At 71.2% G+C, this 13,712-nt stretch carries 14 protein-coding genes; 3 read left to right on the forward strand and 11 right to left on the reverse strand.

All coding sequences use genetic code 11. The annotated features are described in order from the left end of the window. Nucleotides 1–32 precede the first annotated feature (32 nt). On the reverse strand, nt 33–311 hold the full coding sequence (locus ABD810_RS28110; RefSeq protein ID WP_344946912.1) for a phosphopantetheine-binding protein: 279 nt from the start codon (nt 309–311) through the stop codon (nt 33–35). Between the two features lie 312 nt (nt 312–623). Here ABD810_RS28110 and ABD810_RS28115 point away from each other — a divergent pair, with 312 nt between their 5' ends. Genes ABD810_RS28115 through ABD810_RS28125 form a run of 3 tightly spaced genes read left to right on the forward strand, consistent with a single transcriptional unit; the run spans nt 624 to nt 4,711 of the window. Further along, nucleotides 624–2,633, forward strand: coding sequence for a condensation domain-containing protein (locus ABD810_RS28115; RefSeq protein ID WP_344946915.1), 2,010 nt, complete (start codon nt 624–626; stop codon nt 2,631–2,633). Next, nucleotides 2,630–3,520, forward strand: coding sequence for a hypothetical protein (locus ABD810_RS28120; RefSeq protein ID WP_344946918.1), 891 nt, complete (start codon nt 2,630–2,632; stop codon nt 3,518–3,520). Before ABD810_RS28115 ends, ABD810_RS28120 begins: the two co-directional genes overlap by 4 nt. 27 nt (nt 3,521–3,547) lie before the next feature. Beyond that, complete coding sequence (locus ABD810_RS28125; protein WP_344946921.1) at nt 3,548–4,711, forward strand: cysteine desulfurase family protein; 1,164 nt, start codon at nt 3,548–3,550, stop codon at nt 4,709–4,711. Between the two features lie 103 nt (nt 4,712–4,814). Here the strand turns inward: ABD810_RS28125 and ABD810_RS28130 are convergent, their stop codons facing one another. The 10 genes from ABD810_RS28130 to ABD810_RS28175 all read right to left on the reverse strand — a co-directional run bounded on the left by ABD810_RS28130 (nt 4,815) and on the right by ABD810_RS28175 (nt 13,696). After that, nucleotides 4,815–5,822 carry a hypothetical protein gene (locus ABD810_RS28130; protein ID WP_344946924.1) on the reverse strand — a complete coding sequence of 336 codons (1,008 nt, stop codon included), beginning with the start codon at nt 5,820–5,822 and terminating at the stop codon, nt 4,815–4,817. Between the two features lie 101 nt (nt 5,823–5,923). After that, nucleotides 5,924–7,099, reverse strand: coding sequence for an ABC transporter permease (locus tag ABD810_RS28135; protein ID WP_344946926.1), 1,176 nt, complete (start codon nt 7,097–7,099; stop codon nt 5,924–5,926). Next, on the reverse strand, nt 7,096–8,274 hold the full coding sequence (locus ABD810_RS28140) for an ABC transporter permease (RefSeq protein ID WP_344946929.1): 1,179 nt from the start codon (nt 8,272–8,274) through the stop codon (nt 7,096–7,098). The genes ABD810_RS28135 and ABD810_RS28140 overlap by 4 nt, the downstream gene beginning before the upstream one ends. A gap of 2 nt (nt 8,275–8,276) precedes the next feature. Then, nucleotides 8,277–9,215, reverse strand: a complete 939-nt coding sequence (locus tag ABD810_RS28145; RefSeq protein ID WP_344946932.1) for an ABC transporter ATP-binding protein — start codon at nt 9,213–9,215, stop codon at nt 8,277–8,279. After that, nucleotides 9,212–10,228, reverse strand: a complete 1,017-nt coding sequence (locus tag ABD810_RS28150) for a right-handed parallel beta-helix repeat-containing protein (RefSeq protein ID WP_344947835.1) — start codon at nt 10,226–10,228, stop codon at nt 9,212–9,214. The genes ABD810_RS28145 and ABD810_RS28150 overlap by 4 nt, the downstream gene beginning before the upstream one ends. Then, the gene (locus tag ABD810_RS28155; protein ID WP_344946935.1) at nt 10,228–10,722 is read right to left on the reverse strand and encodes a 4'-phosphopantetheinyl transferase superfamily protein; all 495 of its coding nucleotides are present in this window, start codon (nt 10,720–10,722) and stop codon (nt 10,228–10,230) included. The genes ABD810_RS28150 and ABD810_RS28155 overlap by 1 nt, the downstream gene beginning before the upstream one ends. Then, entirely contained in the window at nt 10,719–11,504 is a 786-nt protein-coding gene (locus ABD810_RS28160) for an alpha/beta fold hydrolase (protein WP_344946937.1), read from the reverse strand. Before ABD810_RS28160 ends, ABD810_RS28155 begins: the two co-directional genes overlap by 4 nt. An 11-nt stretch (nt 11,505–11,515) precedes the next feature. Next, nucleotides 11,516–12,364: an ester cyclase gene (locus ABD810_RS28165; RefSeq protein WP_344946939.1), complete on the reverse strand. Its 849-nt coding sequence runs from the start codon at nt 12,362–12,364 to the stop codon at nt 11,516–11,518. Between the two features lies 1 nt (nt 12,365). After that, a complete protein-coding gene (locus tag ABD810_RS28170; RefSeq protein WP_344946941.1) occupies nt 12,366–12,794 on the reverse strand; it encodes a holo-ACP synthase in 429 nt (142 codons plus the stop codon). Continuing rightward, the gene (locus ABD810_RS28175) at nt 12,791–13,696 is read right to left on the reverse strand and encodes an ACP S-malonyltransferase (protein WP_344947838.1); all 906 of its coding nucleotides are present in this window, start codon (nt 13,694–13,696) and stop codon (nt 12,791–12,793) included. Before ABD810_RS28175 ends, ABD810_RS28170 begins: the two co-directional genes overlap by 4 nt. Nucleotides 13,697–13,712 lie beyond the last annotated feature (16 nt).

A 13,712-nucleotide genomic window follows, 5' to 3' on the forward strand; every position in this document is an offset into this window, starting at 1 on the left:
TCGTCGCCGCGTAGGTCACAGGGCGCTTTCGGTCAACGCCGCGGCGAAGGGCACGCTCGCTCGTCATTCGAGGCCAGGAGCGCGGACAGCGCCCGCCAGAGTGAGCCGACGGTCGCGAACGTCTCTTCGTCGAGGATGTCGTCGGGAAGCTCGATCTCGTAGCCGTCCTCCAGGTCGACCAGAAGCTGGACGACGCCCATCGAATCGAGGCCGAGACCCGCGAGCTCGTCCGCCGCGGAGAATTCACCTGAATCCGCATAGGGCAAATGCCGCCGCAGGATATTCTGAAACCGTTGAGGTATTTCCAACATAGTCAACGTGCCACCTCAGCCGAAGGCCAAGCCCCTGTACAAGGCTTACCGAACACCACGATGAAACCATGCTGTTCGTACCGAGCTTCTCCGAATGGGCGAGAGCGTGTCAAGCCCGCACACCGGCTGAAAAGGCCCCGCCCGGTGGCAGGTTCTCTCCTTCCACATCCTGCCACCCGCCGGGAACGGTGATTATCCATCGCATTCAACTATCCTGAGAACCGCTGTCGATTCGACGACTGATGAGTCGCGCCGCCGGCAACCGGCACACCGTGCGACGTGGGACGTCGCGACCGACCGTGGGAGGCTGAGTTGTCCGCACTGAAGTACGCGAATCTGTGCTGGGGCCAGCGTTTCATGTGGCTGAGATATCACCAGCTTCCACCACACGAGCGACATGAAACAGACATCGTCCTGCGTCTCGACATTGCGCACGCCGTCACGCTCGCGAACTGCCGGACGGCGCTCAACTACCTGACCCGCCGGCACGAGGCGCTGCGCACCACATATGATTTCGACGCCGATTCCGGCCCGCGGCAGCGGGTGCATTCTCCGGCGGCCCTCCCGGTCATTCACGTGTCCACCGAGAGGGACGGCACGGCCACGCCCGCGGAAGTGGTAGAGCAGCTCGTCGGCGCCGAATTCGACCTTTCGACGCAATGGCCGATCCGCGCCTGCGTCATCACCACCGGGGGCGTTCCGAAGCAACTCGTGGTGGTGCTCAACCATCTGGCGGTCGACGTCTGGACCGTCGGGCAGATCAAGCGCGAGCTCAGGATCCAGTGCGCCGGATTCGGCTCCCGCCGGCCCGCCTCCCTGGAGCCGGTCCGCCACCAGCCCCTCGATCTGGCCCGGTACGAGGCGTCGGCCGAGGCCGCCGCCGAGGCCGGGCGCGCTCTGGCGTACTGGCGGGAGGAGATCTCCGCGCTGCCCGCCGACACGTTCGGGGCGAGGCGCCGGTACGACGCCGCGCCCGAGGCGCGGGCCGCGTCCCTGACCTCGCCGTCCCTGCTGGACGCCAGCCGCCGTGTCGGCGCCCGGCACCGGGTGTGGCCGTCGCTGGTCCACATGACCGCCTACACGATGATGATGGCCGCGTACACGGGCGGCGGGACGGCCGGCCACCTGTCGTTCACGAGCAATCGCGAGTCCAGCCCGCACTCGGATGTGCTGACCTGCATGTTCTCGCCCCTGCTCATGCGGGTCGACTGCCAGGACGACCCGGCGTTCTCCCAGCTGCTCCGCCGCGTCGCGGAGCGCTTCGAGCGGGCGCGGAGCCACTCGTACGTGCCCTACGACGAGGTCGTGGAGCTGGTGTCGCGGGAGAGCCTGCGGCGTGGCCGGGCCATGCGGATCGGGTCGGAGGTGAACTTCATCAAGCAGGCGTCCCGTGACTCCCGCGCCAAGCGCACCAAGTTCGCCTGGGCCTCCGCGCGACCGGCCTGGGCGCGCTACGGTCTGGACACCTACTTCCGCATCGACGAGTGGCGGGACGCCGTCGTCGTCACGTTCGACGCGATGTCCTCGGTCATGGACGCCGACGCCATGGAGCGGTTCCTGCGGGGCTACGAGGCCGTGGTGCTCGCCCACGTCGAGCCGTCGGCGGACCTGCGCGTCAGCGACGTCGCCCGGATGGCCGGCTTCCCGGCACCGGCGCCGACCGGTGGCCGGGTGGTGCGCGAGGGAGACGACCTGGTCGATCTCGACCAGGTCGAGGCCGTGCTGGAGCGCCATCCCCTGGTCCGCCTCGCGCACGTGTCCACGGCCGATGCGGACGACGGCCGTATCGTCGCGCATGTCGTCGCCGAGCGGCCGCTCTCCCCCGCCCGGCTTCGCACCCACTTCCTCGGCCACCTCTACGACCACCCCGTCCGCTGCCCGGACCGGTTCCTGATCCACCATCACGCCTCCGAACCCGGTGGCGAGTCCGTGGAGGCGCCGGTGGTGGAGGGAGACGGGCGGGGCGGCGAGCCCACCTGCGCGACCGGCGAGGCCGAACGGGTGCTCGCGGCCGTCGTGCGGCAGGTCAACGGGTGCGCGGAGGTCGATCTGTCGGACACCTACACGAGCGCCGGCGGCAGAGCCCTGCGGATCCCCCGGGTGCTGGAGATGCTCGGACACCACGGATGGCAAGGGCTCCGCGTCCAGCACCTCACCAGTGCCCGGCCGCTCCGAGCGCTGGCGGGCCTGCTGGTCCCGGTGATCCCGGCCGGCCGGGCGCGCCAGGTGGCCACCGCCTTCCCCCAAGAAGATCAGGCCGTGAGAACGCGGACCTTCTCCCCCAACCTGGATCTGACGCAGATCGGAGTGGTTTCACCATGAACGATGTTCTCACCGGCCGTGTCACCAAGAGCCACCAGTTGGTCGCATCCGAGCGGGAGCTCCGCGAGGTGCTGGACCGGGAGCTGTCGAGCTTCGCGCTGGACAAGCTGGTCATCATGGGCGGGCATTTCATGCTGTTCGAGGACGAGAGCTCCGGCCGGCTCGTTCCGGGGGTCATCGAGGAGCAGACGTCCGCCACGATGAGACGGCGCATCGCGGGTCGCGTGGGCATCTTCCCGGGATACACGTGGAACCTGTCCGTGAGCATGCTGACCGCGTACGCGGAGCTCTGCGACGACGTCCGGCTGCTGCTGTTGATCAACGACTGGCAGTACGTGCCGACGGCGGGCCGGCCGGCGAGCGAGCTGCGGGCCGAGTTCTTCGAGGAGTTCACCCGGCTGCCCGCCGAATACGACCATGTGCTGCGCAGATCGGGGTTCGGGACGGACCGCGTCCTGTCGAGCAGGAAGCACGCGCTGTCGTTTCCCGAGACATGGCTCAAGTACAGGTTCCAGAAGGCCGCCGACAGGTTCGTCAAGCAGGGACGGCTGGAGAAGCGCGTGCTCGACGCGGACCGCAGGGACACCGAGGTCGCCTTCCTCGACGCCGAGGGGAACTACCGCACGCTCATCAGCTGCGGTATCACCGGATGCGCGGGAGAGATCACCGAGATGATCTCCGAGGTGTACCGGGCCGGTTACCGTGCCGTCGTCATCTTCGCGCCGGACGAGTGCCTCGCACCGGTCCAGACGGGCGTCGACATCGCGCTCAGCCTCTATCAACTGCCGGGCATGCTCGTCCTGGTCGCCGACCCCGGCGGCAGCGGGGAGATGTCCACCGACGAGATCTATTCGAAGCTGGTGACGGTCAGCACCTTCCGGAGCTGACGCCCACCGATGGCGACGGGCGGGACAATGAAGGTCATCTACCTGGACAACTGCGCCACGACTCGCGTGGACGACGAAGTGCTCGACGCGATGCTGCCCTACCTGAAGGAGGATTTCGGCAACCCCTCGTCACCGCACGTGCTGGGCAAGCGGGCGCGCCGGGCCGTCGGCCAGGCCACCGAGTCGGTCGCGGAGCTCCTGGGCGCCGACGCCGAGAGCATCGTGCTCACCTCCGGCGCCACCGAGAGCAACAACATCGCGCTGCTCGGGATGTTCGCGCATGACGACCGCGCGCCGGTCAACGCGCTGTTCTGCCCGACCGACCACAAGTCCTCGCTCTCGGTCGGCCGGGCGTTGCGGCACCGTGGGATCGAGACCCGGACGATGGGGGTGCGCCCGGACGGGCTGGTGGATCTGGGGCACGTCGCCGACCGCCTCGACTTCCACTCGCGGGTGGCGACGATCGCGTGGGTCAACAGCGAGATCGGCACGATCCAGCCGGTCTCCGAGCTCGCCACGCTCTGCCACGACGTCGGCTGCCTGCTGCACGTCGACGCCGCGCAGGCCGCGGGCCGGCTGCGGATCGACGTGACCGAAGCGGCGATGGACACGCTCGCGATCTCGGGCCACAAGCTCCACGGGCCGAAGGGGGTCGGCGCCCTGTACGTACGGCCGGAGATACGCCGGCGCCTGCGCCCGACGACCTTCGGCGGCGGCCAGTTCGAGCTGCGCAGCGGGACGATACCGACGCACCTGGTGGTGGGGCTGGGCAAGGCGTGCGAGCTGGCGAGGCGACGGCTCGACAGCGGCTGGAAGCGTGTCACGCAGCTACGCGCCACCGCGCTGGATCTGATCGCCACCCGGCTTCCGGGGGTGCGTGTCAACGGGGATCCGCACGCCGGCGTGCCGCACATCCTGAACCTCGTGCTTCCCGGGGTGCGCGGGGAGAGCCTGGTCGCGAGCCTGCACTCCGTGGCCCTGTCCACCGGGTCCGCGTGCAACTCCGCCTCCCAGGAACCGTCGTACGTGCTGACGGCGATCGGGGTCAGCGCCGAGGACGCGAACAGCTCCATCCGGATCTGCCTCGATCCCGCCATGGGCTTCGAGGACCTGGTGCGCGGCATCGAGATGGTGTGCGAGCGTGCCCAGGGCCTGGCCGACGTGGTCGTCGCGATGCAGGGCACGCGCTGAGGCATGCCGTCCGCCCGGAGGATGAGGCGGCCGGCGCGACGGCGGCGAGGGGGGTCGCGAACACGCCGCCGAGCCGGTCATCGAGGATGGGCCCAGCGGTCCATCACGCGCCGTTCACGGAGAACCTGCGGGCCGCCTGGACTCCGGCCTGGAAACGGCTGGTCGCGTCGAGGTCGCGCATCAGCGTGGCGATGTGACGCCGGCAGCTGCGCACCGACATGCCGAGCTTGCGGGCGACGATCTCGTCGGTGTATCCCTTGGCCATCAGCCCGGCGATGGCCTGCTGGAGGTCGTCGACCACGTTGGCGTACCCGGACTCGAGGCCTTCCAGCGGCGTCGCGGCGTCCCACAGGTGGTTGAACAGGTCCAGCAGGAAGCGGGCGACCCCGTGGTTGTGCACCCGCGCGACGGAGCTCTCCCCGTCGGACAACCCGAAGAGCACGACGAGCGACCGGTCGAAGACCACGGCGGACCTCGGCACGTGGCTGGTGGTCGACACCGCGGCCCCCGCGTCCGTCAGCTTCTTCATCTTCATGCGCGTCGACAGATCCGCGCGGTCCCGGTGCTGGCAGATGATGCGCACCGTGATCCCCCGGCCCAGCAGCGACAGGTACGCCAGCGCCAGCTCGTCGGCGTCCTCCTGGTTCGACTGGAGCACCAGGACCTCGTCCCGGCACGCGTCGCTCGCCATCTTGAGGAAGCCCCGGACCTCCATGGACCCCACGAGGTACTCGATGGAACCGGAGGCCGAGGACGTGCCGCCGGTGCTGGAGTCGTCCTGGCGGAAGACGTCGATGCGCTCGCGGATCTGGTCGATCAGCTCGCGCCGCTGGTAGATCTCCCGCTCGACGGAGGAGACCAGCGACGCGGCCGCGATCTCCGGATCGACCGGGACGAACCGGCGGCCTGTCGCGGTGACCTCGGCCCTGAGCAGGCGGCTGGAGATGAGGTGGTCCACCGCCTCGTTCATGGCGTGGACGCCGATGCCGAGATCGGCGGCCGCCACCTCCAGCGCCTCGATCGCACCCTTCCTGGTCGCGTAGCGGTACACACCGGTGACGTGGGTTCCACCGGCCGGTGTCGTGCCCAGTAACGTAGCCGTCGTTTCCATGAGCTGCCTCCTGATAGTCAGGTCACCTGTCACGCTGATCGGGCGCCTGCGCCCGAGGTGTGGAACCAACCTGTGCAGACCTCTTCATCGAGACCATCCCCTCAGGTCAGGGCCCGGGTACGACGGCTGAACAGGGCGAGGGAGACGCCGAGCAGAAGGGCCGCCATGCCCGCCAGCACGGCGACGTCGGCGAGCACCGTTCCAAGGCCGGCGCCGGGTCTCGACAGCGCCAGGAGCGCGTCCATGCCCCAGGCGTGCGGGAAGAGATGGCCGATCGAGGTGAGGAGATCCCCCGCGGCCTCCTGCGGCCACAGGCAGCCGCCGAGCATGCCGAGCACGATGCCGAGGGGCGGGCCGATCGCGGGGGCCTGCGAGGGCGAGCGGACCAGGCTGCCGACCAGGACCGCGGCGCCGGTGGCCACGAGCGAGAACACGCCGACGACCGCGGCGACGCCCAGGGGGTCCCCCCACGACACGCCGAACACCAGCGCGCTCACCACCATGATCAGCAGTGCCTGGGCGAGGGCCACGAGGAACCGGCTCAGCACCTCGCCGAGCAGCACCGACCGCCGTCTGACCGGGGCGGTGAGAGAGCGCTGCAGCATGCCGAGCCGCAGGCTCTCCGCGAGGGCCGCGGCGACGGCCATGGAGTTGATGAAGGTGAACAGCAGCAGGTTGGCCGGGGCGGTGTAGGCGAACCCGCGCGGGTCGTCGCCGGTCGCGTCGGAGCTCGCCACCGCGACCCGGCCCGACTGTGCCTGCGCCTGGCGCACGTACAGCTCGGCCTGCACCGGGGTGGCGCCGGCCGTCCTGGCCGCCCGGGTGGCCTCCAGCACGGCGGCCACCCTCCCCACCGCGACGTCGACCGCGCTGCGCGCCGCCATGCCGCTGCCGTTCGTCTGGGTCATGACCAGCTCCAGCCGCGTCGATCCCGCCGAGATCACCACGCCCGCGGCCAGTGAGCCCTCCCGGACGCCCGCACGCAGGTCCTCCTTGGAGCCCATGGGCGTGACGGCGAGATCGGGATGTCTCCTCAGCTCGGCCAGAACGGCGCCCGCGACCGGGTCGGAGCCGGGCGCCACCACCCCGACGGGGAGCCTGGACGGGCCCGTCGTGCCGCCGCCCATCGCCATCCCGACGAAGACGATGCTCACGAACGGCATGACCACCATGAAGAACAGGCCGACCTTGTCCCTGGAGTGGCGGCGGAGGTTGGCCACCACCAGCGCCAGAACGGGACGCGGCCTCCGCCGTTCCCCGGGGGGACGTGGTGTCATCCGAGCAGTCCCTTCCTGAAGCCGACGGCGGCCAGCCCGCCCGCCGTCAACGCGATGGCGCACAGGACGGCGATCGGGCCGGCCACCGTGGCCAGGCCGCCGCCGGAGCCCGCGAGCCCGGTGAGTCCCGTCGACGTCCAGCCGTTCGGGGTGAACAGGGCCACCGTCCGCAGCACGTCGGGCAGGTTGTACAGCGGCACCAGGCTGCCGCCGAAGAACGCCATCACGAACGAGACGACCATGGTGATCCCGTCGGCCTGGGCATCGGTCCTGGCCCTGCTCGCCACCAGCATGGTGATCGCGGCGGCGGCCAGGACATGGGCGACCAGCAGCGTGAACACCGCCACCGGATCGCCCCAGCTCGTGCCGAAGACGAGGACGGAGGAGGCCCAGGTGACGCAGACGCTGACCACGGCCAGCGTGAACCCGACGACCGCCTTGCCCGCGATCGGGACCCACGGCCGGATCGGGGCCGCCCGCATCCGGTCGAGGGTGCCCTGCCTCCTCTCGGTCAGCAGGCTCCTGAACGACGCGCCCACCACGAAGAAGGCGAACAGCGCGGCCATGCCGGAGCCGTAGTACACCGACAGGTCGACCTTGCCGCCCTGCAGCGGATCGTTCGACAGGGTCAGCGCCGGGCCGGCGGCGCCGTTGCGCTCCACGAACTCCTTCACCTGGTCCGCCGGCACCCCGGCGCGCAGCGACGCGCGGACCGCGAGCGTACGAGCGTCGACCAGGGCGGAGATCCGGTCGACGATGGCGTTCGCCACCACCCCGGCCAGCGGGGCCTCGGCGGAGCCGAGCACGTCCACCCTGCCGCCCTCACCGGCCCCGACGCTGCGGCTGAACCCGGCGGGGAACACGATGGCCGACCCGATGTCCCCGGCGTCGAGCGCCTGCTGCGCCTCCGGCCGGCCGGGCAGGTCGCGCAGCGTCAGCATGCCCTTGAGCTCCTTGGCGGCCATCACCTCCGCGCGGACGCTCGCGGGGAACTCCCCGCCGTCCAGGTCGACGATGCCCACCGTGGCGCGGAGCGGCGGATCGTCGCCGCCCAGCGCCAGGCCGAACAGCGTCGCCAGGGCCACGGGCACGATCACCGCGATCACCAGGGCCGTGCCGTCGCGCAGCCGGGTGCGCAGTTCCAGTGCGCTCACTGTGAGAAGTGATCTCAGCATCGTCAGTCCCGGAGCGTGCTGCCGGTGAGGTGCAGGAAGGTGGCCTCGAGGTCGGGTTCGACGACCTCGGCGGCGGTCACGGAGGCGCTGCCCTCGACGGCGGTGATGAGCGCCGGCAGCAGGTAGCGGCCCCCTTCGGCGATCAGCCGTACGGTGGCGGTGCCGGTGCGGACCGCCTCGAGGACGCCCTCCACGGTCTGCAGCTTCGCGAACGCGGAGTCGGCGTCGCCGTCGAGCGTCAGCTTGATCTTGTCCGCGCTGCCGACCATGGAGACGAGCTCGTGGCGGGTGCCGTCGGCCACGATCCTGCCGTGATCGATGATCGCGACCCGGTCGCAGACCCGCTCCACCTCCTCCATGTAGTGCGAGGTGTACAGCAGCGCCATGCCGCCGGCGACGAGCCGTTCCACCCCGTCGAGGATGGCCTTACGGCTCTGGGGATCGACGCCGACGGTGGGCTCGTCCAGGATGAGCAGCTCGGGTCCGTGCAGGAGCGCGGCGCCGATGTTGATGCGCCGCTTCATGCCGCCCGAATAGGTGTCCAGCTTGCCGTCGGCCCTGTCGCTCAGCCCGACCAGATCGAGCACCTCGTCGATGCGCCGTGCCAGCGCCCTGCGCGGCAGCCCGAAGAGCCTGCCGAAGAAGCGCAGGTTCTCACGGCCCGTCAGCTCGGGGTAGAGGGCGATCTCCTGGGGAACGTAGCCGATCTTCGACTTGGCCGTCATCGGGTCGGTGGCGAGGTCGGTGCCGCAGATGTGCACGGCGCCCGAGTCCGGCCGTACCAGACCGACCAGCATGGAGATCGTCGTGGTCTTGCCCGCTCCGTTGGGGCCGAGAAGCCCGTACGCCTCGCCCGGGGCGATGGAGAAGCCGACGTCCTGGACTGCGAGGACGTCGCCGTAGCTCTTCCTGAGGCCGGCGCAGGACATGGCGGCGGTCATCGGCTCCACCCCTCCGCGTCCTCGGGGTCGCCCTTGCCGGCAACATTGCCGGCGAAGGCCTGGCGGTCCAGGTCGGCGCCCAGCTGGTAGTCGAGCGGGCTGTTGCCGGTGACCCGGTTCCACAGGATGTGGTTGTCCACGGCGTCGTCGCCTCCCCAGCCCTGCGACGACCCGAGGACGAACGCGCCGCCCATGACCGATTCGCCGCTGGGATGGTTGTCGTGGATCTGGTTGTCCACGACGCTGACCCGTTGGGTCCCGATCAGCGCGAGGCCCACGCCGGAGATCGGCGGGCCCGCCGCGCCCAGCCCGTCGGGCTCCGCGCCGCCGGCCAGCACGTTGCCGTACAGGTCGTTGCCTGCGACCAGGCAGTCACGGACGCCGCCGTCGGGCTCGCCCTCGTAGGTCTGGTTGAGCATCAGCATGCCGACCGCGTTGCCGTGGCAGGTGTTGCGCAGCACCCGGGCCCAGGACGAGTTGTCGATGAAGATGCCGAAGGCGTTGGCGAAGGTCTCGTTGTCGGCGACCAGCCCTTCTGCCCGCGAGCAGAAGCTGAGGGCGATGCCGCCGTACTGGCTGCCCGACGCCCGGCAGCGCGCCACCTCGCAGCGGTGGCACTCGCGGACGTAGACGCCCCAGACCGCGTTGTCCAGCGCCTCCACTTCCCTCACGGCCAGGCCGCTGATCCCGTGCGCGTAGATCCCCGCACCGGAGAAACCCCTCACCGTCAGCCCGGCGATCGTGACGTCGTCCACGCCCTCGCCGTGCACGCTGACGCCGTTCACCACGTCGCCTGACGCGTCGTGGAGCCGGGGGATGTCCACGGGCGCCGGCTCGCCGGGCACCAGCAGGGTGCGCCCCCGGCCCATGCCGTTCAGCGTCACCCCGCCGTGCCTGATCCACACGTTCTCCGCGTAGGCCCCCTCCGCGAGCTGGATCCTCGCCCCGGGCCCCGCCTCGTCGAGCGCCCGCTGGATCGACTCGCCGGGCTGCACGAACCTGACAAGGGACATCACGAGCCCTCCTTCCTGTCGACGAAGACGATCGCCAATGAGACCAGCAGCCCCGCGCCGAACCCCCACCGGGCCGCGCCCGCCACCCGGCCCTCGTACGAGGCCACGCCCGCCATCCCGTCCTCGTGCGGCGCCAGTCGTGCGAGGACGGCGCGTCCGCAGGCGCCGCGGACGGCGTACGACGCGTCGCCGGTCAGCGTGAGGCCGGTGGACGCGGTCAGCTCCTCGGAGGCCTCGTCGAGCAGCCGGCCCGTCCACGCGGCGGGCCGCTCGGGCCGGGCCTCGAAGTCGTGCCAGCTGAACCCCGGTGGCCGTCCTCCCACCGCCTTGATGAAGCTCTCCTTGACCGAGAACACCGCGTCATCGGCCACCAGGTCCCGCTCGGCGGACGTGGTGAGGTGGCGGCGGAACAGCGCCCCGCCGCGGTCGCCGGCGCGGGCGAGCCGGTCGGCGTCCACGATGTCCACACCGATCAGTACGGCCGGCGCCGTCATGCCAGCACCTGCGCGCAGCGGGTGACGAAGGGCTCAAGGGACGCGGTGTACTCCGCGGCCCGCTCGATCATGGGAATGTGCCCGCTGTCCTCGACGACCAGCACCTCGTTCTCCGGGTAGTCCGCGAGGACCTCCAGCCACGCGCCGACCGGCGTCATCCGGTCGTGCCGGCCCCAGATGTACTTCGACGGGCACCGCACCTTGTCCAGCGCCGGCCGGACCTGGTACCTGCGGGTGGCCTTGATGCTGCGGGCCATGCTCACCATGGCCGAGGGCTGGAGCAGCATGGTGCCGACCTCGTCCATCTGCTCGTCGGTGAAGAACCGCTCCTTGCCATGGAACAGCGCGGCCAGCATGCGCTCGCCGAACTCCTCGCCGACGGGGCGCACGCTTCCCCTCCTGTCGAAGCTCAGCCCGACGTCGGGGTCGGGGGTCAGGCCGGGGGCACCGCTCACCACGATCCCCCGCACCCGATCGGGATGACGGCCCGCCAGGTCGATCGCCACCAGGCCGCCGAGCGAGTTCGCGCAGACGATGACGTCCTCGGCCCCCGCGGCGTCACAGGCCTCCAGCAGCGCGTCACCGAGGCGTTCGATCGATCCGGCGACCGTCCGGTCGAGCGCGCAGATCGCCTCGTTGGTCCGCAGGACGCCCCATCCCTCCCGCTCCAGGTACCGGTAGGGGTGATCCCAGATCCAGCCACCGGCGAACAGGGCGGACATGAACACCACGGTGGGCCGGGTGTCGTCGCCGAGCCGATGCTCGGTGGTGAAGTCGGTCATGAATGCTCCTGTCACAGTAGGGAGACATCGTCGGGAACCCACCCGCAGCCGCAGGCCGCGTCCTCGCCGGCCTTGACGACGGCGTCGCAGTCGAGGCAGCGGGCGTACTCACGGGTGGCGGAGGGAAGCCAGACGCTGGTGAGCACCCGGGTGCACAGCCCGCCCTTGAAGAAGCGGCGCATCGCCCGCTGGTGCGGCCTCGCGTGCACCGCCCGAACGGACTCCGGACGGTCGAACGCGGTCAGGGTGAACTTGCGGTCACCGATGTCGAAGGTGGCGACGCCGAGGACGCCACGGGAAGCGCGCAGGGAGGTGACGACCTCCACGCTGAGCAGGTCGACGTCGGCGGCCTCCGCGTCGTCGCGGACCTCCAGCCAGGTCAGGGTCAGCGCGCCGGGACGCTCGGTACGCCCGGTGGCGACCCTGGCGCTGACCCCGAACTCCCTGACCTCATCGGCCTCCGGTACGAACCTGGCCGAATAGCCCAGTGCCTCGGCGACCGCGAGCCGGTCGAAACACCGCCGTACGTGCGCGCCGTCCTCGCCGAGCGTCACCAGGTCCGTGCCCGAGACGCTGATCGCTCCGCCGGTCGCGGGCATGCCCAGGTAGGCGGCGCGGTGGTCGGCCTGGAGCGTCCACGAGACAACGGCCGCCTCCTCGTCCCCGGTCACGCGGTCGACCAGGAAGCGGAGGTTCCTGAAGCGGCCCAGTACCCCGGCCGCGTGAGCGGCCAGCGCGTCCCCACTCAGCGCGCCGCCGGAATCGGGGTCGCTGTAGGAGGCGGCCGATGCCGCCACGGCGGCGGCGTCACCGGCCCGCCACGCGTCCAGGTGCGCTTCCGCGATCTTCCGCGCGTCCATGTCATCCCACCTCGGTCTCGTCTTCGGGAAGCCGCCAGGAGGCGACCGCCACCGCAAGCACCTGGCCGGAGGTGTGGCTGAGCGAGATCCGGATCTGCTGCCCGGGCTCCGCCGCCGCCCTCAGCTTCGCGCCGAGCCGTACCGTGGGCGGGTGCCCGTGGTGGCACGCCGCCGATCTCTCGCAGTTGACGGTGGGCCGGGGCAGCACCTCCGCCTGGCCGAGGTGCTCGGCCGTCGGCGGGATGCCGAGCAGCCGGAGGACGGCGTACTTCCCTGCCAGGCGGCCGGCCCAGTGCTGCAGCGAGCGGCCGCCGCCCGACCGGAGGCGCTCGGCCGGGGTGTACACCTCGTCCAGCCGCATGTCACCGACCAGTTCCTGGGGCCGGGAGAGCCCGGCGAAGCCGACCATCGCGCTGCCCCACCGCCTCATGCCGCCCGCTCCCGGGAGAGGCGCCGCAGCGTGGCGGGGTCGGCCATGGTCAGGCAGCGCGCGCCGGCGCGGCGGGAGAGCCCGGCCAGCACCTTGCTGTCCCCCACTTCGACGCTCGGCGCGATCTGGTCCACGGCGGTCACGGTGCCGGTCCACAGCACCCGCCCGGTGAGCTGGGCGACCAGCGCCTCCTTGATCGTGTCCAGGTCGGTCGTGGGCTCGCCGGTGACGTTGGGGACCACCGGGACGCGCGGCGGCCGCATCGGCGCGGCCCGCACCGCACGCGCCCAGCCGGGTACGGCCGCGGCCATCAGCGGCGAGTGGAAGGCGTTGCCGACCTGGAGGGGGACGATCTTGCGCGCGCCGGTGGCGATCGCCGCGAGCCGTCCCAGGGCGGGAAGGGCGCCGGAGACCACCACGTGGCCGGGCGCGTTCTCCAGCCCCACCACGAGCGGCTCGTCGCCGGTGCCCGCCTCGGCCGCGAGCTCCTCCACCTCCTGGACCGGCAGGCCCATCACCGCGTGCATCCCTCCGGTGACGCCGACCTCGGCCATGAGGCGGGAGCGCGCCTCCACCAGCCGGACCGTGTCCGCCAGGTCGAGCACTCCGGCCGCGTGCAGGGCGCTCAGCTCGCCCACGCTGTGCCCGGCCACCACGCACGGCTCGAACCCCTCCTCGGCGAGCACGGCCAGCGCGGCCAGGTTGCACGCCGTCACCGCCACCTGGGCGTGCTCGGTGGCCACCAGCCGATCGAGCGGCCCCCGGGCACAGAGCGGGGAGATCGGCCGCGACAGCAGCGCGTCCACCTCGTCGAGCCGGTCCCTCGCCGCCGGTCTGCGGCGCAGCCACGCGCCCATCCCGACGCGGACCGTGCCCTGTCCGGGGAACAGATAGCCGAGCATGACGGTCACCCCTTCT

Origin of the sequence: Sphaerisporangium flaviroseum (assembly GCF_039537005.1) — a bacterium.
Taxonomy (GTDB): domain Bacteria; phylum Actinomycetota; class Actinomycetes; order Streptosporangiales; family Streptosporangiaceae; genus Sphaerisporangium; species Sphaerisporangium flaviroseum.